The 20,957-nt window shown below is 43.6% G+C and carries 16 protein-coding genes, 1 pseudogene and 1 riboswitch; of the genes and pseudogenes, 4 read left to right on the plus strand and 13 right to left on the minus strand.

Annotated features, from left to right (window positions below; all coding sequences use genetic code 11):
* Positions 1 to 811: 811 nt before the first annotated feature.
* The 5 genes from ACIQXQ_RS14890 to ACIQXQ_RS14910 form a co-directional block, all read right to left on the minus strand.
* Positions 812 to 1,786 carry a FecCD family ABC transporter permease gene (locus ACIQXQ_RS14890; RefSeq protein WP_402872311.1) on the minus strand — a complete coding sequence of 325 codons (975 nt, stop codon included), beginning with the start codon at positions 1,784 to 1,786 and terminating at the stop codon, positions 812 to 814.
* A gap of 19 nt (positions 1,787 to 1,805) precedes the next feature.
* The gene (locus ACIQXQ_RS14895; RefSeq protein ID WP_402958454.1) at positions 1,806 to 2,804 is read right to left on the minus strand and encodes a FecCD family ABC transporter permease; all 999 of its coding nucleotides are present in this window, start codon (positions 2,802 to 2,804) and stop codon (positions 1,806 to 1,808) included.
* Positions 2,805 to 2,815: 11 nt separating this feature from the next.
* A complete protein-coding gene (locus ACIQXQ_RS14900; protein ID WP_402958456.1) occupies positions 2,816 to 3,748 on the minus strand; it encodes an ABC transporter substrate-binding protein in 933 nt (310 codons plus the stop codon).
* Positions 3,749 to 3,750: 2 nt separating this feature from the next.
* Positions 3,751 to 4,539, minus strand: coding sequence for an ABC transporter ATP-binding protein (locus tag ACIQXQ_RS14905; protein WP_402871873.1), 789 nt, complete (start codon positions 4,537 to 4,539; stop codon positions 3,751 to 3,753).
* A gap of 191 nt (positions 4,540 to 4,730) precedes the next feature.
* Positions 4,731 to 5,900 (minus strand): DHH family phosphoesterase, encoded by a 1,170-nt coding sequence (locus ACIQXQ_RS14910; RefSeq protein ID WP_402958458.1) that lies wholly within the window; start codon positions 5,898 to 5,900, stop codon positions 4,731 to 4,733.
* 224 nt (positions 5,901 to 6,124) lie between these two features.
* Between ACIQXQ_RS14910 and ACIQXQ_RS14915 the strand changes: the two genes are divergently transcribed.
* Positions 6,125 to 7,630: a methyl-accepting chemotaxis protein gene (locus ACIQXQ_RS14915; protein WP_402958460.1), complete on the plus strand. Its 1,506-nt coding sequence runs from the start codon at positions 6,125 to 6,127 to the stop codon at positions 7,628 to 7,630.
* Between the two features lie 58 nt (positions 7,631 to 7,688).
* Here ACIQXQ_RS14915 and ribH read toward each other — a convergent pair whose 3' ends face one another.
* The 3 genes and pseudogenes from ribH to ribE form a co-directional block, all read right to left on the minus strand.
* Positions 7,689 to 8,159, minus strand: a complete 471-nt coding sequence (ribH, locus tag ACIQXQ_RS14920) for a 6,7-dimethyl-8-ribityllumazine synthase (protein WP_402871881.1) — start codon at positions 8,157 to 8,159, stop codon at positions 7,689 to 7,691.
* Positions 8,160 to 8,224: 65 nt separating this feature from the next.
* Positions 8,225 to 8,827, minus strand: a pseudogene (gene ribB, locus ACIQXQ_RS14925) (3,4-dihydroxy-2-butanone-4-phosphate synthase); the annotation flags it as partial.
* 18 nt (positions 8,828 to 8,845) lie between these two features.
* Entirely contained in the window at positions 8,846 to 9,484 is a 639-nt protein-coding gene (gene ribE, locus ACIQXQ_RS14930; RefSeq protein ID WP_402958462.1) for a riboflavin synthase, read from the minus strand.
* Between the two features lie 148 nt (positions 9,485 to 9,632).
* Positions 9,633 to 9,763: riboswitch (FMN riboswitch) on the minus strand.
* A gap of 287 nt (positions 9,764 to 10,050) precedes the next feature.
* Between ribE and ACIQXQ_RS14935 the strand changes: the two genes are divergently transcribed.
* Positions 10,051 to 10,641 (plus strand): GNAT family N-acetyltransferase, encoded by a 591-nt coding sequence (locus ACIQXQ_RS14935; RefSeq protein ID WP_402871885.1) that lies wholly within the window; start codon positions 10,051 to 10,053, stop codon positions 10,639 to 10,641.
* 224 nt (positions 10,642 to 10,865) lie between these two features.
* Entirely contained in the window at positions 10,866 to 11,594 is a 729-nt protein-coding gene (locus ACIQXQ_RS14940; protein ID WP_402958464.1) for a tryptophan-rich sensory protein, read from the plus strand.
* Positions 11,595 to 11,620: 26 nt separating this feature from the next.
* On the opposite strand, the gene megL is transcribed toward ACIQXQ_RS14940, so the two are convergent.
* From megL to putP, 4 genes are all read right to left on the minus strand, one after another.
* Complete coding sequence (gene megL / locus ACIQXQ_RS14945) at positions 11,621 to 12,796, minus strand: methionine gamma-lyase (RefSeq protein ID WP_402871894.1); 1,176 nt, start codon at positions 12,794 to 12,796, stop codon at positions 11,621 to 11,623.
* A 264-nt stretch (positions 12,797 to 13,060) separates the two neighbouring features.
* On the minus strand, positions 13,061 to 14,197 hold the full coding sequence (locus ACIQXQ_RS14950; protein WP_402871896.1) for a DEAD/DEAH box helicase: 1,137 nt from the start codon (positions 14,195 to 14,197) through the stop codon (positions 13,061 to 13,063).
* Positions 14,198 to 14,248: 51 nt separating this feature from the next.
* Positions 14,249 to 15,523, minus strand: a complete 1,275-nt coding sequence (locus ACIQXQ_RS14955; protein WP_402871898.1) for an ATP-binding protein — start codon at positions 15,521 to 15,523, stop codon at positions 14,249 to 14,251.
* A 154-nt stretch (positions 15,524 to 15,677) separates the two neighbouring features.
* A complete protein-coding gene (putP, locus tag ACIQXQ_RS14960) occupies positions 15,678 to 17,150 on the minus strand; it encodes a sodium/proline symporter PutP (protein ID WP_402958466.1) in 1,473 nt (490 codons plus the stop codon).
* 175 nt (positions 17,151 to 17,325) lie between these two features.
* Between putP and ACIQXQ_RS14965 the strand changes: the two genes are divergently transcribed.
* On the plus strand, positions 17,326 to 19,368 hold the full coding sequence (locus ACIQXQ_RS14965) for a molybdopterin oxidoreductase family protein (RefSeq protein ID WP_402958468.1): 2,043 nt from the start codon (positions 17,326 to 17,328) through the stop codon (positions 19,366 to 19,368).
* Between the two features lie 181 nt (positions 19,369 to 19,549).
* Here ACIQXQ_RS14965 and ACIQXQ_RS14970 read toward each other — a convergent pair whose 3' ends face one another.
* The gene (locus ACIQXQ_RS14970; RefSeq protein WP_402958470.1) at positions 19,550 to 20,875 is read right to left on the minus strand and encodes an aminotransferase family protein; all 1,326 of its coding nucleotides are present in this window, start codon (positions 20,873 to 20,875) and stop codon (positions 19,550 to 19,552) included.
* Positions 20,876 to 20,957 lie beyond the last annotated feature (82 nt).

The raw sequence follows: 20,957 nt of genomic DNA on the forward strand, positions 1-20,957 counted from the left end.
AACTAATAAAAGATATTCCTAAAGGTCTTTCCATATTACACCTTCTTAAATTGTTTAAATCTATATCTATACTTTTCTTATTCGGTATTTATAATGAAAAATCCTTGTTCAACTAACCTCCCTCAATAAAGGGCAAAATAGATCCAGTTAACATAATTCAACTTATCGGTTTATGTATTCTTGAATTTTAAGGTCATTTATATCGCTGCAATACATTTGCAAGCATGCTTGCAAATGTATTGCACATAAGGGAAAAGTGTATTACAAATGTATTGCTTGTGTATTGCAAACGTATTGCACATGCGATTTTCGTGCTATCACGTTTTTGTTAGGCTTTGCCTAACCTAGCACCCTCGGTGATAGCAAAAATCCCTTATGCTCTTCAGTTTTTCTTCAGTTTTTCTTCAGTTTTTCTTCAGTTTTTCTTCAAGGTATCCATTGGAGAGATTACTTTTGAAAAATCAAAAAAGCCGTTATCTTTTTAGATACACAATATCTGGATCATGAACGGGCCCAATATCTTCATCCTCCATATCTAACTGTTGAACAATAAAAGAGTCGAGATCCATGCCAGTAAACTTCCCTTTAGTCGATAATTCCTTCATTCTAGATCACAGTTAGCACTTATAGTTGTTCAAATTGAGGAGTTATGCTTAGAGGAATTTCAATACAAATCGTACCAATGGAGCTAAATTTAGAATGACTCCTGCACAATACAGGAGTCATCGTTTAGCTGTTTAAACTATAGGTATTTTTTTAGACTGTCCATTTTATGGGGCACAGTTCATGGAAACCTGGTTTTTTCATCCGATCAAGCTGTCTTCCTTAATAAATATAGGAAGTAAGGAGCTCCGATAATAGCGACGATGATTCCAGCTGGAATGGTTTGTTCACTATAAATGATGCGGCCTATTGTATCAGCGAAAACTAAGATGGCTGCACCAATTATGGGAGATAAGAATAAAAAGCTCTGATGCTTGGAACCGACCAACTGTTTGGCGATATGTGGAGCAATCAATCCAATGAAACTAATACTCCCAACGACCGAAACCGCTGAAGCCGCCAATGCTACCGCAATGATCAGCAAAAGGGCCCGATCCCGGTTCAGGGAAACGCCCAACCCTTTCGCCACCGTTTCATTAAGAGCGAGGAGATTCATTGCCTTTTGCTTCCAAAGTAAAAACGGTATCGCCACCAGTAGCCAGGGAAGAAGCGCTAGAATAAAGGGCCAATCGGCTCCCCATATATTCCCTGCAAGCCATTTGGAGATGAATTGGACATCCTCCTGTTTAGCGCTTGAAACCAGGATGATCATTAATCCCGATAATGCTGAGGCAAACCCGACCCCCATCAGCACGAGCTTGATCGGCTGGATACCGTTTTTCCTGTCCAACGTGAAGAGGACGATCAGCCCGGCTGTAATGATCCCACCTAAGAAACCTACTGCCGGTAACTGATAGGTATAGGAGTCTAAATTGGCATCAACGAACAAGTAAAATAAGGTAATTGCAACCCCTGCTCCAGCATTGATACCGATAATACCTGGATCAGCCAGATCATTTTTGGTCAATGTCTGTAAAATGGCACCGGATAATGCCAGCGACATCCCTGCTAAAGTTAGGACCAGGACGCGAGGAAACCGAACGGAAAAGAGAATGAATTCCTCTTTGAATGTCCCATCCCCCAATATCGTCGGAATGATTTGAGAGATACCGACTGAGGAAGGTCCTAAGCTGATGCCGGCAAGGATACTTATGATCAGTAAAAGGGTCGTTAAGCTATACATCCATCGTACATTACTTTTTTTACGCAAAGAAAGTTCGACCTCCTTTCTTTACCAAGACCAGGAAGAATAGGAACCCGATTAATGAGACCAATGCAACAATGGGGATTTCCAATGGAGCAATTACGATTCTACTAATGAAATCCGTTAGAACCATGAAGGCCCCGCCGATTATAATCGACATCGGGATAATCAAACGGTAATCCGCCCCCACGATCTTCCGGACGATATGTGGAATGAATAAGCCCACGAACGACAAATTCCCTATCAGGGCTACTGCCGTTCCTGCTAAAACGATGACCATGAACATCAAAATCACTTTGATCTTCTTCGTCTTCTGTCCAAGCCCTTTCGCCACTTCTTCATTTAAGCTAAGGACGGTCAATGGTTTGCTATAGACAGTCGCCAACACTAAACCAAAGATGATGAAGGGGACAATGATCAAAGCATCCCATGTTGTGCTGATCAACCCTCCAGCCGTCCATGTACTGACATTTTTCGATACATTGAAAAGAATGGCTATACCACTTGAAATGGCCTGTAAAAAGAGAGAAACGGCCGCTCCCGCTAAAACGAGCTTTAGCGGAGATAAACCGTTTCTAGACGTGATACCTATTCCAAATACAAGTAGCATACCAATCATTGCACCTATAAAAGAACTGAACATAAGCATTAAGAAGGTGATTCCGGGAATGAAGGCCAATACCAGGGTAAGAGCTAAAGTAGCACCTGAAGTCAGACCGAGTAGACCCGGATCGGCAAGAGGATTCCTTGTCATCCCTTGCATGATGGCCCCGGCAACTGCCAACGCGGCTCCCACGAAGAATGCCGCGATGACACGAGGAAGACGAATTTCTCTTAGCACATCATAATAGGGTCCACCGCTTCTTCCGATAACAGCTTCATATAAATCTTGAAAACTCGTATTTGCTGCACCATACCCTAACGCCAAGACCACGACCACCATCAAAACAACGAACGATAAAACCATTTTGCTTATAATAGAATAGGAGACTTTCATCGAATCTCCCCTTATTTACCTAGAAAAGATTCTTCGAAGAAGTCTAGTTGTTTATCGAAAGAATGGGCATCGGCGAAATAGAATGCAGAACCTTCCGCATAAAATACCTTTTTATCTTTAACCGCCGGTATTTTGTTGTACCAAGTAGAGTCCATGAATGAAGTATCTTGTCCTTCTTTCACTAAATTAAGAACTAAATAATCCCCAACATAGTCACCTAATACTTCTTCGGAAATTCCAAAAAATCCAGGCTCAAGGGCAACATCTTTAACAGCCTTCGGCATGTTCAATCCCATTTCTTGATACAGGATTTCCGTTCCACGTCCCCAGCTATCGCCAAATAAATAGATTTGCTTATCAGAGTTACCAGCAACCGTTATAGTAGCATCTTCTCCGATTTTATCTTTGATTTTGTCTCCTACTACTTTCGAACGTGCTTGGAAATCTTTAACCCACTTAGTCATTTCCTCTTCTTTATTGACTACTTTACCCACTTCGATACGTTGGTCGATGTAATTCAAAGCACCGTATGTGAAGATTACGGTTGGTGCAATTTCTTGTAATTTTTTAACGTCTTCCACATCATTAGAACCGATGATCAAATCTGGATCAAGTTCAATGATTTTCTCATAATCCGTGCTCGCTACCACTTCAGCATCCGGATATTTTTTAGCGAAATCCGGGTTATCTTTTGACCATGAATCCATACCTACTACGTTGATACCCATTTCCATTAAATCTCCCACGAATAACGATAAAACGACTACGCGTTTTGGATCGGCGGGAACTTTAACCGTACCATTTTCCGATTTATAGCTGATCGTACCCGATTTTTTTGCATCATCCTTGCCTTGCGTTGTTTCTTTAGTCGATGATTCATCATTTCCACAAGCCGTTAAAATAACCATTAATGCTGCAACTAAGAATAAAAGCCATTTTTTCATGTTCATTCTCCTTTTATTAGATCGTATGTGATGCAAACTGGTTTACCTGTACGGGGGTCTTTACTGATTTCCGCGTCAATTTTAAACACTTTCTTCAGTACATCTGGACTCATCACTTCTTCTGGTGTGCCCGCTTTTATTAAATTCCCACTCTCAAGAGCGATCATGAAATGTGAAAACCGGGCTGCATGATTCAAATCATGTAGAACCATCACAATGGTCCGATTTTCCTTTTCATTCAAGTTCTGCAAAAGTTCCAATACTTCAAGTTGATGGGCCATGTCCAGATAGGTTGTAGGCTCATCCAAAAAAATGATGTCCGTGTTTTGCGCAAGTGCCAAGGCAATCCACACCCGCTGTTTTTGACCTCCGGAAAGTTCATCTACAGAGTTGTGTCTAAATTCATATGTATTAGTAGACTTCATGGCCCAATCAATGATTTCTTTGTCTTCTTTTTTTAGGCCACCGAACCCTGATTGATATGGAAAACGACCATATGAAACCAGTTCCTCGACTAAAAGTCCTACTGCACTATCCTGTGTTTGTGGCAAGATCGACAGTTCCCTCGCCAATTCTTTCGTATTCTTTTTTTGTATTTCTGCTCCATCAAGAAAGACCTGTCCATTTTGATAGGGAATGATTCTTGTTAAAGCTTTTAATAACGTTGATTTTCCACACCCATTAGATCCTATGATTGTAGTAATTTGGCCATCGGGAATTTCAATCGTCAAGCCGTTAACGATCACTTTTTTGTCGTATCCAACTTCAACGTTACTAACGTTCATTCGCATGTAATCATTACCTCCCCTTTCACGCTGAAATTGATAATCGTTATCAACTACTTAACAATAAGATTATTCAGTATAATCGAATCTTTGTCAAGCGTTTTTAGGAGAAAAGAACTAAGGTACTACCCTCGTTTTTTTCCCTCCATATAACAACTGCAAATAACAGCCGCCCAAATTTGGACAGCTGCATTGCCTTACCCTCTATTCACAAACTCTTCGTATCTTTCATCGTTCGCAAGCCAGGCTACATATTTACGTTTCGTGTATTTTTCCGCTTCCTCGAACGTATCAAACGATTTCTTTATCAGTTTTCCATTCACTTCAATGATCCACTCTTCTTCTTCATCATTTTCATAAATGAAGATATCCTGTTTATCTCTCGTTGAATATAGGCAACCTTCTGGTGAATTCTTCACATTCAATTGGTTCTTATGAGCGTCGCGCTTAATCGGTTCAGAGAAGAATGTCTTCTCAACGAATTGGCTGTATGCTTTTTCCGACATCGTACAACCTGCGGCTTTTTGATGGCCGCCCCCATCATATTTCCCTGCAACCTCAGCTACATCTATCTCATCATGGATGGTGCGGAAACTGATTCTTTTGCTTCCGACCATAAGGATCGCAATATAATCCAGATGGGAAAATTCTTTTGATAGCTCATTACCCAATTCCGAATGGTAAGACTCGGCATGGACCACCCCAACTGTATGAGGACCGACCGTAGCCTGATACACTTCTCTTTTTTTCCTATTTATGTACCGATCCACACGACTCTCTTCCACTCCCAAAAGAGTCTGTTCCACTTCATCAAACGCGAAGTTTTCAGCTGATGAGAGCTTATGTGCAATCTTCGTTTCGAATTCTTCAATCGGAATCATGAAGAATAAGTCATTCAACCGTTTGGCCGTTACATTATTATTGGCCTGCCATTCCCATGTATCATATTGTCGAACCAATTCAACGAATTCAGAGAAAATCCGGGAAGGCTCCAGCCACTTTTGATCCACCGCATATTGATAGAATAAAGAAGTGGCTGCCGTTTGTTTGCCGTCTTCCTGTTCAACCGTAACAGATGCCCAGTCATGTTCATTCAAATGCAGTGCCGACTTATGATGGTCGATTAAAAGTGCATGTCCTCCATCCTCAACGAATTGCGTAATCATTTTTTCATTATCTTCATTTACCGAAAGATCGGTAACAATCAATGTATCCTCGATATTCGCCTGCTCAAGAAATGCTTCGACATTCTGATTAAGGCGGCCGATTGAATTATAGCTAACTACCACGTCTTCCCCGAATGCAAGCTTCGCGACGATTCCGCAGCCGACCCCGTCTAAATCATTATGTGTAAAAAGATAGTACACATAAACCCCTCCTAAAAACTGATATATTTACTTTTCCCTAAGAAATGATTTTCAATTGCAATCTTTACAATTGTAGCATAATCACATCCGACTATTTTAACACGGTTCCACCCAAAACCGCTTTGAACGTAAAAAAAAATCGGACACCTTCAATTTTTTTCTTTATTTTGTAATATTTACATCGTAATATAGATGAGTTACTAAATAGAAATCGAGGTATGACAATGTATCAGTTCAGATCAGATCGTGCATCAAGAGAAATAATAAATAACTCAAGACACTCGGCCATCATCATCTATACACTATTCACGATTGCTGCCGGCCTCCTATTTTCATTCACAGTCGGCATACCGACTCTAAACATTGGAATCATTGCCCTTTTTAGCATCATCCCCGCCGTTGTGGCCTCCATTTTGATCAAGCAAAAAAAATGGACACTCGGGGTGCCCTATCTTATCGGCATCACGATCAACCTTTTATTCGCTTCGATCATCATCCAGTCCAGTAGCCCTTTGTCATTGGTCCTGTTATATCTAGGGCTTCTTTTTGCGTCCATTTATTACGATTATTATCATGTCATCTTGTCGATCGTCCTATATTCAGGGTTCCTGATTTACCTGATTTTATGGTCAGAACCTTTTTCCATGGTTTTATCTGAAAAGGGCGTCACTGTACTTGGTATCATTCTTTTATTTATTTTAACTGCCATTTTATCCGTCTTTTTCAGTTTAATCGGTAGTGCTTCGATTAATGTCGCTTTGGTCGAGCTTGCTAAGAGCCGACAAACGGAAATCAAGACCAAGGACATGCTTGACGAAATCACCAAATCCGTTCATGGATTGACCGACTTTTACAATGAGCTGCAAGCCAATGTCCAAGTCACTGGAAATATCTCCAAGGAAATCACGAATGCCTTTATAGAAGTCACAAGTAATATTGAATCCCAGGCATTAAGCGCCAATGAGGTGAAAGATTCCATCGATTCATTCGATGGAGAGGTTCAACAGGCCACCCTTGCATCCGATAAAATGAAAGTCCATACGGTAGAAAATGAATCAAGCACCAAAGATGGACGTCAGGCGATGATCATCCTTGCCCAAGATATTATATCCGTGGGGGAAAAGGCTAAACAGACCGCCTTCTTAATGGAAGAATTGAATCAACAAAATAAGCAGATCCAAACGATTCTGGCAACAATCGAAGACATCTCGGACCAAACGAACTTAATTTCCTTGAATGCCTCCATCGAGGCGGCACGAGCGGGGGAACATGGGAAGAGCTTTGCCGTGGTTGCGGATGAGATCAGGAAGCTTGCTGTAAACAGCCGACAGGCGACCAATCAAATCCAGCAAATCTTACATCATATCTCCATCAAGTCTAATGAGGTGACAGATGGCGTGAATCAGAGCTTGGATGTTGCAGGCATGATAAAGAAAAACTCCGAAGATGTCGAACACGTTTTCAAAGAGATGGAAGGAAACACGCTCCAAGTCATGGAACAATCGATCAAACTTCAAACCATGCTTCAAGCTTTGACGCAAAACTCGAGTACGGCAACGAATGAAGTGACCAATATTGCCAGCATCGTACAGGAAAATGCCGCTTCCCTGGAGGAAGTCGCCGCGAGCGTGGTGGATCAGAATACCCTCATTACCCAAATGGAAAGTAACTTCTCCAGTTTTGAAGACCTTTTAAGAAGGCTGGAAAAGCTGACAGTCAGCGAGAAGTAATTTGTTTGTTCAAGAAGAAAGCCGCGGATGGTTGCCCTTCCGCGGCTTTCTATCTAATTTATTGTTCAATCAGTTTTCCAAGGTTCGCCATTTCTATGGCACTGACCGCTGCTTCATATCCTTTATTTCCCGATTTCGTGCCGGCCCGTTCGATGGCCTGCTCGATATTTTCCGTCGTCAATAATCCGAAGATGACTGGAACGCCGGTATCCAAAGCAACGGAGGCCATTCCTTTCGCTGCTTCATTGCAGACATAATCATAATGCGAAGTAGAACCTCTGATGACCGTCCCTAATCCAATCACTGCGTCGTATTTCCCCGTGTTCACAAGTTTCTTGGCAATGAGCGGCAATTCAAATGCTCCTGGCACCCAAGCGATGTCCACGTCATCCTCGTCAACACCGTGGCGTTTCAGACCATCCAATGCTCCGCCCAATAGCTTGCTTGTAATGAACTCATTGAACCTTCCAACCACGATTCCCACTTTCAGTCCCGATCCGATTAATTGTGCTTCGATAATTTTCCCCATGTCTATTTCCTCCTCATTTTTTAAAAACATCATGCATTTTGAATGTATACCTGTTCTTGCGATGATTCCTTTTGCTTACGGTATTGTACCAAGTCCGCAATCGTAATGAATTTCAGGTTGAATTTATCCGCAATTAGTTCCAAGTCGGATACACGTGCCATGCTTCCATCTTCATTCATGATTTCACAAATGACACCTGCTGGAGCAGCCCCACATAACTTGGCCAAGTCGACGGAGGCTTCCGTATGTCCCGTGCGGCTTAACACGCCCCCTGCCTTGGCTATCAACGGAAAAGTGTGCCCCGGGCGTTGAAAGTCCTCGGCAACCGAATCTTCCTTCAAAAGCTCAAGGATGGTAATGGACCGCTCGAACGCACTGATTCCGGTAGACGTGCTTTTATGATCGATACTTACGGTGAAGGCCGTCCCATGATGATCGGTGTTATCATTGACCATCGGATGCAAGTTCAGCTTTTTCGCCAACTGTTGGGTAATCGTCGTACAAATCAACCCACGGCCATGCGTCGCCATAAAGTTAATGGCTTCGGGTGTCGCCTTTTCTGCAAGCACCACGAAATCCCCTTCATTTTCGCGGTCTTCATCATCGGAAATGATGATTACTTTCCCAGCTTTCAAATCTTCAATCGCTTCTTCAATGGTATGGAACATCCTGTACACCTCCATTTATTAGAATCCATGCTTAGACAAGAATGCTAAATCCAGTCCTGGTTTTGATTCGCTGTTTTTCATTTGATGTATGATATATTTCCCTAACATGTCGTTTTCAATGTTTACGATATGGCCTGCCGCCTTCCTGCCCAAAATGGTATCCTGATGGGTCAAGGGAATGAGTGATACAGTCAGCAAATTTCCCTCGATGCCGAATATCGTCAAGCTTGTCCCATCGATGGCAACAGATCCTTTTGGCATACAGTATGTACTGAGCCCTTCTTCCAGTTGGATCACATAATAGACGGCATTTTCTTTTCGTTCTTTTTTCATGATGGTGCCCGTTCCATCAATATGACCTGAAACGAAATGGCCGCCGAAACGTCCATTAGCACTCATCGCACGTTCAAGATTCACTTCTGAACCTGGTTTCAATATCCGGATCGATGAAGCTTTCACCGTTTCAGGCATCACATCGACCGTAAATAAAGTCTGTGTGAAGGAAGTCACCGTCAAACAGACCCCGTTAACGGAAATGCTGTCTCCAAGATGGACATCTTCCAGTACTTTCTTAGAGGAAATGGCCAGTTCCATGCTGCTTCTTCCCTTTTTCATGGAATGAACCGTGCCGATCTCCTCAATGATTCCGGTAAACATAGTTTCTCCCCCTTTTATACACATATAAAAAACCCCTTAGGATGGCCTAAGGAGTTAGCAGGAGAAATGAGTGAAAAAAATGGTATACCTAATAAACCCATCATTTCATATTCTGAAAAAATAGGCGTACGTATACACTTGGATTTCACACGTCCTTCTCCCATCCAGACTGTACTGTCGGCTTTGGATTCTCACCAAATCCTGCCTTTATCAGGCTCGCGGGCTTAGAATTGCTTCATCACCGCCGGTTGGGATTTTCACCCGACCCCGAAGGACTAACTATTTTTTGAATCTTCTATTATTTTAACACTCTAAAGTACGGATGTAAAACATCTATCCTAAAATGAATCGATAGTTGCAAGCAAATCCTATAAGAAAAGGGAGGAATCCATCCTATGTAAGCGACTATAGCCGTGGTGCTTACATATCAATAGATCCCTGCCATCATACGAATCTCGTATACACGATCCAAGAGAGATGCTAGAATTTTATTCCATTATTTTCTTATTAAACGTACTGAATTATGCTATAATAATTGGAAAATCAAGAATAAATGGGGAATTCAAATGGGAAAGACAAACCTTTTAATGGTTCAGCACAATCATATCGAAAGTGAGCGTATCATCTTACGTCCGGTTTCGCTTGATGATGCTGAAGATATGTATGAATATACATCTGATGAAGAAACGACACGTTACCTTTACGACAAACATAAAGATTTGGACCAGACTAAGAACTTCATAGCGAACTATTTCTTGGAAGAGCCTATCGGCAAATATGCACTCGTGTTAAAGGAAGACAACAAAATGATTGGGGCTATCGAATTCAGAGTGCATGAATCGAACAAATGTGGAGAACTGGGTTATACTTTAAACCGGAATTTCTGGGGTAAAGGCTATATGACCGAAGCGGGAAAATCAATACTGGAATTAGCCTTCAATGTTTTGGATTTGGAGCGAGTATTTGCTGAATGTGATGTGATAAATGCCGCATCCGGGAAAGTATTGGATCGCTTAGGCATGAAGTGTGAAGGGATTCACCGTAAAAGCCACATGACGAAGGGTACATTATTAGACAGCGCCTATTATTCCATATTAAAAGAAGAATATGTAACCCCCGAAAAAAAGGATGAAACGGTTGTTAACGCTAAATCCTAATTTCACTAATTAATTAAACACCTTTAAAGGACCTTGCTGCAATAAAAGTAGCAAGGTCCTTATTTTTTAGACGTGTTGTACCTTTATCCCTTTACAGACAATTGAATACCATCTTTTATCCACCAAGTAAGAATCCTTCCTTCCGATGTGCTAAAAAAGGTTATCTCTCCAATTTAAAAGGAATAAGATAATATGTCCCAATTTCATTCAAAGGAGGAAGACACATGCTAATTGTTCTTATCAACCTTGTTGCCTATCTATTCGTCATCACGATGAATTTCCTGGCTAATTACCTTCCCTTCAACGGCCAAACCTCAGGGGAAGTTTCCGGGAAACTGGACGTTCTTTTTACCCCAGCCGGCTATGTATTCTCGATATGGGGATTGATTTATTTTCTTCTTGCCATCTGGGTAGCCAGACAGTTTATGGGGAAACACAAAACAAGTCCCGCATATATGGTCTCTTTCCCATGGTTCGCCTTAAGCTGTGTATTTAACGGAGCCTGGCTATTAGCTTGGCATTACGAATACTTCCTGTTATCCGTCATCATCATCATTACACTTTTATTGACCTTGATTGTCATTTACACAAACATTATAAAAGTGAGGCATGCCTTTCTCGACTTGATGCCCTTTTCCGTCTATCTAGGATGGGTGAGCGTCGCGACCATTGCTAACATTTCCTACTATCTGACCTATATCGGCTGGAATGGTTTCGGGTTTTCCGATGTAGCATGGACGATCGCCCTCTTACTCGTAGCCACGGCTCTGGCATTCATCTTTGCCATTAAAAACAAGGACTGGTGCTACCCACTCGTCTTCGTCTGGGCCATCATCGGAATCGGCGTAAGGAACAGCACGCCCCATCCGACAATCACCACCACATCCTATATCCTGGCCGCCCTCATCCTCATCCTATCCATAACCGTCCTGATCAGGAACCTCAGGAAATAATTCAGGAAATAAAAGGGGTCAGACCCCTAAAACGCCTGTTCAAGGTCAGACCAGATGTCATGCCAGGATTCTAGGCCGACGGAGAGCCGTATGAGTTGGTCGGTGATGCCCATCTGCGTTCTTGATTCTTTTGGGATGGACGAGTGTGTCATCGTAGCGGGATGCTGGATCAAGGATTCAGCGTCTCCTAGGCTGACCGCGATTTTTATAAGCTTCAAGTTATTGAGGAATCGTTGGGCATCCTGTTTTGTCCCCTCCAGTTCAAAGGAAATCATGCCTCCACCGGATTTCATCTGTTTTTCCATGATCCGATAATCCCCTGATTCTGCGTCGCCTGGATAATAGACGGCCTTAACCCGTTGATGCTGTTTCAGCATGCGAAAGATCTCCGTTGCATTAGAAGCGTGACGATCCATCCTGACTGGCAACGTCTTCAATCCCCGCAACAGCAACCATGCATCAAATGGCGAAATAATCCCTCCGATATCCTTCTGTGTTGTCATGGCCACCTGATTGATAAACTCCTTCTTTCCGACAATCAGACCCGCCACAACGTCCCCATGTCCACAAAGATACTTCGTAGCACTATGAAGGACGACATCACATCCAAATTCCAGTGGCTTCTGTAAATATGGAGTGGAAAACGTATTATCGACCACAACAGGCACATTATTCTCCTTGGCGACTTTCATGACCAATGCTAAATCGATCATTTTCATCGTCGGATTAATCGGCGTCTCAACATAGATGCAGGTCGTATTCGGACGGATCATGCTCCTTAGCTGGTCCTCCGTTTCCATATCGCAAAAATCGTGGGTGATCCGGTATTTTTCCTCCATCAGTTGAAGAAGGCCGAAAGTACATCCATACAACCCTTTTGAACAAACGATATGGTCATCGGCTTTGGTCAAAGCAAAAAGGACCGCAGACACGGCAGCCATCCCTGAACTGAACGCAAGTCCCGCTTCCCCGCCTTCCAAGGCCGCAATCTTCTCTTCCAGCACCCGAACCGTCGGATTTCCCAGCCTCGAGTAAATATATCCATCTTCTAAACCAGCAAACCGGTTTTCCCCTTGTTCGGCCGTATCGAACGTAAATGTCGAGGTTTGAAACAAAGGTGTGGTCAAGCTTCCTAAATGCTCCTTCGAATCATATCCTTCATGAATCACAGCTGTTTCAATATGCTTATATTTCTCTCCCATTCTAACTCCCCCTATCCAAATAGCTATATCTATCATATGTTAAAAAAACATATTTTGGAAGCGTTTTCAATGTAAGTCGCCTGGGCATTCGTACAGGATCAGTCCTGTTGCCCTTGTTAATCATCCACAAAGCTTGTGAAGCGGCCAGTTTTCCTTTAAAAAGCTTGCAATCTATCAAATAGGAACGTCAAATGAGGATAGCCGGATTACGCTACAGAACATAAAAAAAGAGACAGCCTTCATGGCCATCTCCATTCTTCATGCCTATTCTTCTTCTACGATATTCCCACCATAGAAAGTGACTTTCGTTAAGGGGATTTCAAGTTCGCGAGCCATTTTCTTCAACTCACGCTCTTCTCTTTCCGTCACGATCGAGATGACCGTGCCATCCGCTCCGGCACGTCCCGTTCTACCAGACCGATGAATATATTGGTCAATGTTTTCAGCCATATCAATATGAACGACGGCTGTCAGTCCTTTAATATCAAGTCCACGGGCCGCCACATCGGTTGCAATCAACATCGGTGACTTTCCAGAACGAAGCTTACGCAACGCTTTTTCACGATCGACTTTATTCGACTCCCCGTGAAGTACGCCCATTTCGATGCCTTTAAACTTAAGCTTCTCATGTAACACGCTAAGCTCGGCAATATCGTTCAAAAAGGCCAATGCCTTCACATCTTTCAATCTTGTGATTTTCTCCAAGATTTTGGACTTTTCGCGTCTTTCGACTACAAAATAAAGATGATCGACCTTCGAATCCATTTTTTCACTTTTATCAACCTTGATCAATTCTGGTTCATTCATGAATCCTCGGGCCACTTTTTCCGTTTCTTCGGGAAGGGTCGCCGAGAACACCATGATTTGGCGGTCCTTAAGCGTCGTTTTGATAATATTGTTGATTGTTTGCATATGCTCGGGAATGATCAATTGATCTCCTTCATCGAGTACGATCGTTTTCACTTCATGCATCTTCAACTTCTTTTGGGCAATCAATTCATAGACACGGCCTGGTGTTCCCGCAATCACTTGTGGATGCTTCTTCAGTTTGTCCAACTGACGCTTCACATTGGCACCACCAATGAAGGCTGCTCCAGAAATACCGCTACCTTCCGACCAAATCCGAATCTCTTCATTGATCTGCATCACCAATTCCCGTGATGAAGCCAAGATTAAAGCTTGGGGGGATTTTTTTTCAGGATCTATTTTTTCAAGCAATGGCAGTAAATAAGCAAGTGTCTTTCCCGTCCCCGTTGGAGATTCGGCCATGACGTCTTTTCCTTGTGCAATGACAGGAATCGTTTTCGTTTGTACCGGCGTAAGTTGTGCAAAGCCTGACTTTTTCCAGACTTCCTGGATAAATGGCTTTCTATCATTCAGTAATACAGGTAATTCGCTCATATCGTTCTCCTTTAATAAAAAAACTTTTCATATCCTTTATAGTACCATTTGTTATAGGGTAGTAGCCAACGGAATCCGAATTGTCACCGTCGTCCCTTTATGTTTCTCACTTTCAAATCGCATCTCACCATTCAATCGATGGACAATTTTCTGACAGATGGTAAGCCCGATTCCCGTTCCCTTTTCTTTTATCGAATAAAACGGTTCACCAATTCGCTCCAACCGCTCCGGCTCCATCCCGATCCCATTATCACTGACCATGACTATAGCATGATCATCGATGATTTGCAGGGATATGTCAATTTTTCCATTCTCACCAACAGCCTCGATGCCATTCTTGATGAGATTGATGAATAGCTGTTTAAGCTCGATCGAATCGGCCATGACTAAAACGGGGTCTGCCCCTTTCACTTCAATGGCCATCTCAATATTGTTCAGGTTCGATTCAGCTTTCATGAGTGTATACACTTGATGCAGGCAATCCCCAAGGTCCAGCTTACGGAAGGTGACATCCTGTTTCTTGCCAAGGACGAGCAACTCGCTCGAAATGATATTGATGCGTTCAATTTCCTTTAACATGATGTCAGTATGCAACGGGTCGACTTCCTTGGTCATATCCATTAATTGCACGAACCCTTTTAATGATGTCAACGGATTTCTTATTTCATGTGCCACGGCTGCCGAGAGATGCCCGATGACGGAGAGCTTTTCAGACATGACCATCAATTCCTCTTCACGCCGGACCTTGGTAATGTCCCGGACGATGGCATAGATTCCAAGTAACTCCTTGTGGACAATGATGGGCAAAAAGGTGACACGCATGATTCGCTTTTCGTCATCCATCCTCTGGATATTCGTTTCGAAGTGTACAGCTTCTCCCTCCAAAGACTTGATAAAATAATCAGATGCTTTTTCATTTTCGATCAAATCGATGAAGTATCCCGCTTGTTTTGCTTTTAATGCCTCACCTCGGACCCCGAGGAACTTTTCGGCTTTTGGATTAACCGACATGATCCTGCCTTCAAGATCCAATTGTAGAACACTATCTGGATTGTGCTTAAACAAGGATTGATACTGCTCATCCTTCAAGTTGAATTCCTGTTGGGACCGCAACATTTTCCCTGTCCAATACCGGATGATGACATAGAGAATGATCCCGGTTATGAATATATAGATCCACCCCTTCGAATGCTGGAACATCGCATAGGTGTGAACATTCTCTTTTGCGCGGGACATCGAGATGTAATCGGTAACAAAAATCCATAAGGCCCCAATGATCATATATATAATAGCTACTTTACCTGCAATTTTATGTGAATGGTTCATCGCGTATCCTTTATATTTATTTTTTGGCTTATTATTCCCAACTCACTCAAAAAAAAGTCCTCATGCACTACACATAAGGACTTTACAGCTATTGTACCATGTTTTTGCTAATGATTGAAAAGAGAGTGCCATCCATTCAATTGAACAGCGCATTCTATTTAGTCAGGTTTTTAACAGCCTGATCAAAATCTTCGTCTATTTCTTTAGAAGGTTTCGCCGATAACAGACTGAAAATCACGACGGCAAGCGTACCTGCGATAAAGCCAGGTATGATTTCGTAGACTTCCGCGAACTTGTCGATGGATTCCCATACGATCACGGTTACCGTACCGATGACCATTCCAGCCAGTGCTCCCCATTTTGTCATTCTTCTCCAGAATAGGCTCAGTAAAATGACCGGTCCGAATGCCGAGCCGAAACCTGCCCAAGCATACCCGACCAATTTTAAAATGGTCCCGCTCGGGTTGAACGCCAAAACAAGGGCAATCACGGATATCGCCAATACGCCCAACCGTCCAACCAGCACTAATTCCTTATCTGAAGCATTTGGACGAACGAACTGTTTATAGAAGTCATCCGTCAACGCACTTGCCGACACCAATAATTGAGAAGCGATCGTGCTCATGACTGCGGATAGAATCGCCGCCAGCAAGAATCCCGTAATTAGAGACGGGAACAACTCTTTAGAAAGGAGGATGAATACTGATTCTGCATTCGCTTCCCCCAAAGGCGCATTCGCCTTGCTAAAGTAAGAAATCCCGACCAATCCTGTGAACATGGCACCTACAATGGCGAACACCATCCAGCCCATACCGATGCGACGGGCACTTTTCAATTCTTTCACGGAAGATATCGCCATGAATCGGACGATGATATGCGGTTGGCCAAAATAACCAAGTCCCCATGCCAGCAACGAAATGATCCCAATCGTCGACATTCCTTCAAACGCATGCAAAAGGGTCGGATCAATTGATTTTATTTCCGTAAATGTTGGAGTCCAGCCTCCTATATTTACAATGGTGACGACAGGTACTAGAATTAAGGCAATGAACATGATGGTTCCTTGAACAAAATCCGTCCAACTCACGGCAAGGAAGCCACCGAATAACGTGTAAAGAATGACGACACTTGCCGTCAGCCAGATTCCATATCGGTAATCCAGGTTAAAGGCCGTCCGGAAAAGCTCCCCGCCTGCTACCATACCGGAAGAGGTGTAGAAAGTAAAAAAGATTAAAATGACTAAAGCCGATACCACTTTTAAAATTCGGGAGCTATCTTTAAACCGATTCCCCAAATAGTCTGGTATAGTAATAGAATTATTCGCGATCTCCGTATATGTACGAAGCCTTGGCGCCACGAATAACCAGTTTAGATAAGCGCCTACTGACAGACCGATGACGATCCACCCGGCACTTAAGCCATTCAAGTACATGGCTCCAGGAAGGCCCATCAGCAACCATCCGCTCATGTCGGAAGCACCGGCACTTAAAGCGGTTACAGCCGGACCCAAGTTTCTTCCTCCGAGCATGTAATCCGTCAGGTTAGCGGTCCTTCGATAAGCAAGGTACCCGATTAACAGCATACCTGCCATGTATATGACAATTGAAACGATTGCTCCATATTCCAAAAATTCTTCCTCCATTACTTACGAACCTTTCGATAGAGAAGGCTCATTTTATTAAAATAAGCTTATCAGAAAAAAAAACATAAGTTAAGTAGTTCTTTCTAATACCCAATATATTAAAATATACAATTAATAGACTATTCAAAAAAGCGTTCCAAAAAACAAGGAGGACAAAGTCATGCAACCCTATTTCAAACAACAGGATGGAATCTTCCCATCGGTTTGCTCACTTGATTGCCCCGATCAATGCGGTTTACTCCTTCACAAAAAAGACGGAAAAATCGTGAAAGTCCAGGGGGATCCCAAACACCCGGTCACAAAAGGAAATATCTGCAACAAGGTCCGGAATATGACAGCCCGTCTATATGATCCGCATCGTCTTTCGCAACCGCTTATGCGAATCGGTCCAAAAGGAAAAGGGCAATTCGCCCCCATTAGTTGGGACGAAGCGATCGGGATGATCACGTCAAAATGGAAGGCCTTGATAGACCAGCATGGACCGGAATGCATCCTCCCCTACAGTTTTTATGGAAACATGGGAAACCTCAGTGCTGAAGGCATGGATCGTCGCTTCTTCCACAAACTTGGGGCAAGTAGGCTGGAGCGTTCCATTTGTAACTCTGCCGGTTCGGTCGGCTACAGTTATACCATGGGCGGTTCGTTCGGAATCGATCCGGAGGAAACGATCGACACAAAGCTTTTCATCATGTGGGGGATTAATGCCGTGAGTACCAATATGCACCAAGTGACAATTGCCCAGCAGGCCCGGAAAAATGGCGCCAAGGTTGTGGTGATCGACGTCCATAAAAACCAGACCGGGAAGTGGGCTGATTGGTTCATCCCCATCCTGCCTGGTACGGATAGTGCACTTGCCCTTGGCATCATGCATATTTTATATGCCGAAAATATGGTCGATCAGCCTTTCCTAGACGCCTATACGGTCGGTTCTGACGAATTGCGTGAGCATGTCCGCCAATATGACCCGGCGACCGTCTCCACGATCACGGGCGTTCCAATCGAAGACCTTTATACATTAGCCCGGATGTATGGACAGACCAAACCATCATTCGTTCGAATCGGTAATGGCCTGCAGCATCACGATAACGGCGGAATGGCTGTAAGGACCATCGCCTGCCTTCCCGCCCTTACCGGACAGTGGGGTGTTAAAGGCGGTGGGGCGATGAAAGGGAACTCCGGTTATTTGGCATTTAACAAAGATGCCTTACAACGCCCTGAGCTTTTGCGAAACAAGACTACTCGCATCGTCAACATGAATCAAATCGGAGAAGCCCTTTTAGATAAGGAGAACCCGATTCGTTCCTTATTTGTATACAGCTCCAATCCTGCCCTTGTCGCTCCCAATGCAAACAAGGTTAAGGAAGGACTTATGCAAGAAGACCTATTCACGGTCGTCCATGATTTATTCTTAACTGAAACGGCGCAGTATGCCGACCTGGTCCTTCCCGCCTCTTCATCCTATGAAACGGAGGATTTTTATACTTCCTACTGGCATAATTACATACAAATTCAAAAGCCAGTCATGGAGAAATATGGAGAGTCCAAATCAAATGTGGAATTGTTCAAGCTGTTGGCTGCTAACATGGGATTCGAGGACCAAGCTTTTCAAGACTCTGAGGAAGACATGATCCGTCAAGCACTCGACTTCCCCGAGAATCCTTATTTAGGAAACATCAACTATGAAGCTCTTTCTGAACATCAGTTTGTAAAAGCCGAGATGCGACCACTCTTCCCAGGGAAACTGCCGACACCGAGCGGCAAAATCGAACTCTATTCCGAACGGATGAAACAGCATGGGTACGAACCATTGCCTACCTATACACCCATCGCGAAAGACAGCGATCTGCCGTTCTTATTCATACCGGCGCCGAACCATAATTTCCTGAATTCGACTTTTTCCAATAATGAGAAACATATATCGATGGAAAAAGAACCAAAACTGCATATGAATACGGAAGACGCAGTAAAACGAGGGATAACAGACGGCGATATGGTCCGTATCTGGAATGCACGAGGCGAATGTGTATTAAAAGCCGTCATAGGAGAAAATGTCCTGGCCGGTGTCCTAGTCAGCCAAGGCATATGGCCAAATACACCTGGCAGAAATCAGCATATCAATGCCCTCACGCCAGACCGGCTCTCCGATATGGGAAATGGTGCCGTCTTCTTTTCCGGCCGTGTTGATGTGGAAAAAGCAGTGTAAATGATGATTTTATTTCTCGCATTCACTCGTTTCCCGGGAAATATCCTCGATTCTTGTAATATATTGACTCAAATTCTGGATTCATTCGCTCCACAAAAAAAGGCTGTTCCCTCTGGGGAAGCAGCCTTTTTCGTGGCATCCGAACCACCCTGGTTGATTCGAATGCCATCCTCTTCACGTCTTATACAACTTCTTTTTCGATAGCCGCAAATGTATCGTCCAAGATTTCGATCAACTTCCCTACCTCTGCTTTAGTGATGATCAAAGGTGGTGCAAACACGAGCGTATCTTGATCGAATGTAACAGATCGGCAGATTAAACCATTTTTAGCGGCCTCCGAAACGATCCGTGGAGCCAAAGGGGTTTCGAATTTTTCCCCCGTTTGTTTGTCTTTGACGATCGATATGCCACCAATAAGTCCAAGTGCCCTTACATCCCCGATTATGGGGTGTTTAGCTTGAAGCATTTTAAAGCCTGCAAGCAATTCCACTCCACGTTGTTTCGAGTTTTCAATTAAGTTTTCCCGTTCAATGATTTCGATATTTTTCAACGCAACGGCACAAGCCATCGGGTGGCCACTGTACGTGTAGCCATGTAAAAGCGTCCCTTTAGAAAGGGCTATGAAATCCTGATACATCCTATCATTCAGGACAACACCGCCCAATTGGGCATATCCACTAGTCACGCCTTTGGCAAAGCACATCATGTCTGGTATGACCCCGAAGTGCTCGATTCCGAAATACGCACCCGTTCTGCCAAAACCGGTAATGACTTCGTCCGTCACCAACAAAATGCCGTACTCATCACAAATCTCCCTGACTTCCTTGAAGTAGCCTTCAGGAGGCATATTCACGCCACCAGCCCCTTGTATCGGTTCCGTTATGAAAGCAGCGATAGTTTCCGGTCCTTCCTGTACAATGGTCTTGCGCAATTCCTCAATGGAGGAACCATCCACATAATAGAAATCCGGCGCAAGGGAATTCGTGAAGTCGCGGAAAGGCTTCAATCCCGTGGCACTAGTCGCTCCCATCGCCACCCCGTGATAGGACTTCGAACGGGAAATGATTTTTTGCCGGTTAGGCTGGCCTTTTAAGATCCAATAGTGACGCGCAAGCTTGATCGCCGTATCACTCGATTCCGACCCTCCGGACGTAAAGAACACGGCATTCAAATTTCCGGGTGCGATGGAAGCGATTTTGGCAGCCAACCGAATGGCTGGTTCATTACTGAAGGTGGCAAAATTAGAGGTGAACGCCAATTTCTCCATCTGTTCCTTCGCCACTTTGGCAATTTCGTCCTGCCCATGCCCGATATTCACATTCCAAAGGGAAGACATCCCATCGATAACCGTCCTGCCCATGATGTCCGTTAGGTAAATCCCCTTACCCTCGGTAAAAATGAAACTCGGTCCATCTTGCTGCTGTTGTTCGATCGCTGTTGTCGGATGGATAAAATGCTTTTTATCCCAATCAATCAATTGCTGAATATCCGTCTTTTCTTTCACCATGTAGAAACACCCTTCTCTACTGATATTTTTAATACAGAGATATGTATTCTGCTAACAAGATGCATGCCGAGGTACTGTGTTC

This window comes from Peribacillus sp. NPDC097198, from assembly GCF_044762055.1.
In the GTDB taxonomy this organism is placed as follows: Bacteria; Bacillota; Bacilli; order Bacillales; family DSM-1321; genus Peribacillus.

Bases quoted from the DNA above. Each gene is read 5' to 3' on its own strand.
- ACIQXQ_RS14955 (WP_402871898.1), bottom strand. From the start codon at position 15,523: ATGAACCATTCACATAAAATTGCAGGTAAAGTAGCTATTATATATATG.
- ACIQXQ_RS14970 (WP_402958470.1), bottom strand. From the start codon at position 20,875: ATGGTGAAAGAAAAGACGGATATTCAGCAATTGATTGATTGGGATAAA.
- ACIQXQ_RS14915 (WP_402958460.1), top strand. From the start codon at position 6,125: ATGTATCAGTTCAGATCAGATCGTGCATCAAGAGAAATAATAAATAAC.
- ACIQXQ_RS14900 (WP_402958456.1), bottom strand. From the start codon at position 3,748: ATGAAAAAATGGCTTTTATTCTTAGTTGCAGCATTAATGGTTATTTTA.
- ACIQXQ_RS14890 (WP_402872311.1), bottom strand. From the start codon at position 1,786: ATGTATAGCTTAACGACCCTTTTACTGATCATAAGTATCCTTGCCGGC.
- ACIQXQ_RS14935 (WP_402871885.1), top strand. From the start codon at position 10,051: ATGGGAAAGACAAACCTTTTAATGGTTCAGCACAATCATATCGAAAGT.
- ACIQXQ_RS14950 (WP_402871896.1), bottom strand. From the start codon at position 14,197: ATGAGCGAATTACCTGTATTACTGAATGATAGAAAGCCATTTATCCAG.
- ACIQXQ_RS14965 (WP_402958468.1), top strand. From the start codon at position 17,326: ATGCAACCCTATTTCAAACAACAGGATGGAATCTTCCCATCGGTTTGC.
- ACIQXQ_RS14895 (WP_402958454.1), bottom strand. From the start codon at position 2,804: ATGAAAGTCTCCTATTCTATTATAAGCAAAATGGTTTTATCGTTCGTT.
- ribH (WP_402871881.1), bottom strand. From the start codon at position 8,159: ATGGGGAAAATTATCGAAGCACAATTAATCGGATCGGGACTGAAAGTG.
- megL (WP_402871894.1), bottom strand. From the start codon at position 12,796: ATGGGAGAGAAATATAAGCATATTGAAACAGCTGTGATTCATGAAGGA.
- ribE (WP_402958462.1), bottom strand. From the start codon at position 9,484: ATGTTTACCGGAATCATTGAGGAGATCGGCACGGTTCATTCCATGAAA.
- ACIQXQ_RS14940 (WP_402958464.1), top strand. From the start codon at position 10,866: ATGCTAATTGTTCTTATCAACCTTGTTGCCTATCTATTCGTCATCACG.
- ACIQXQ_RS14905 (WP_402871873.1), bottom strand. From the start codon at position 4,539: ATGCGAATGAACGTTAGTAACGTTGAAGTTGGATACGACAAAAAAGTG.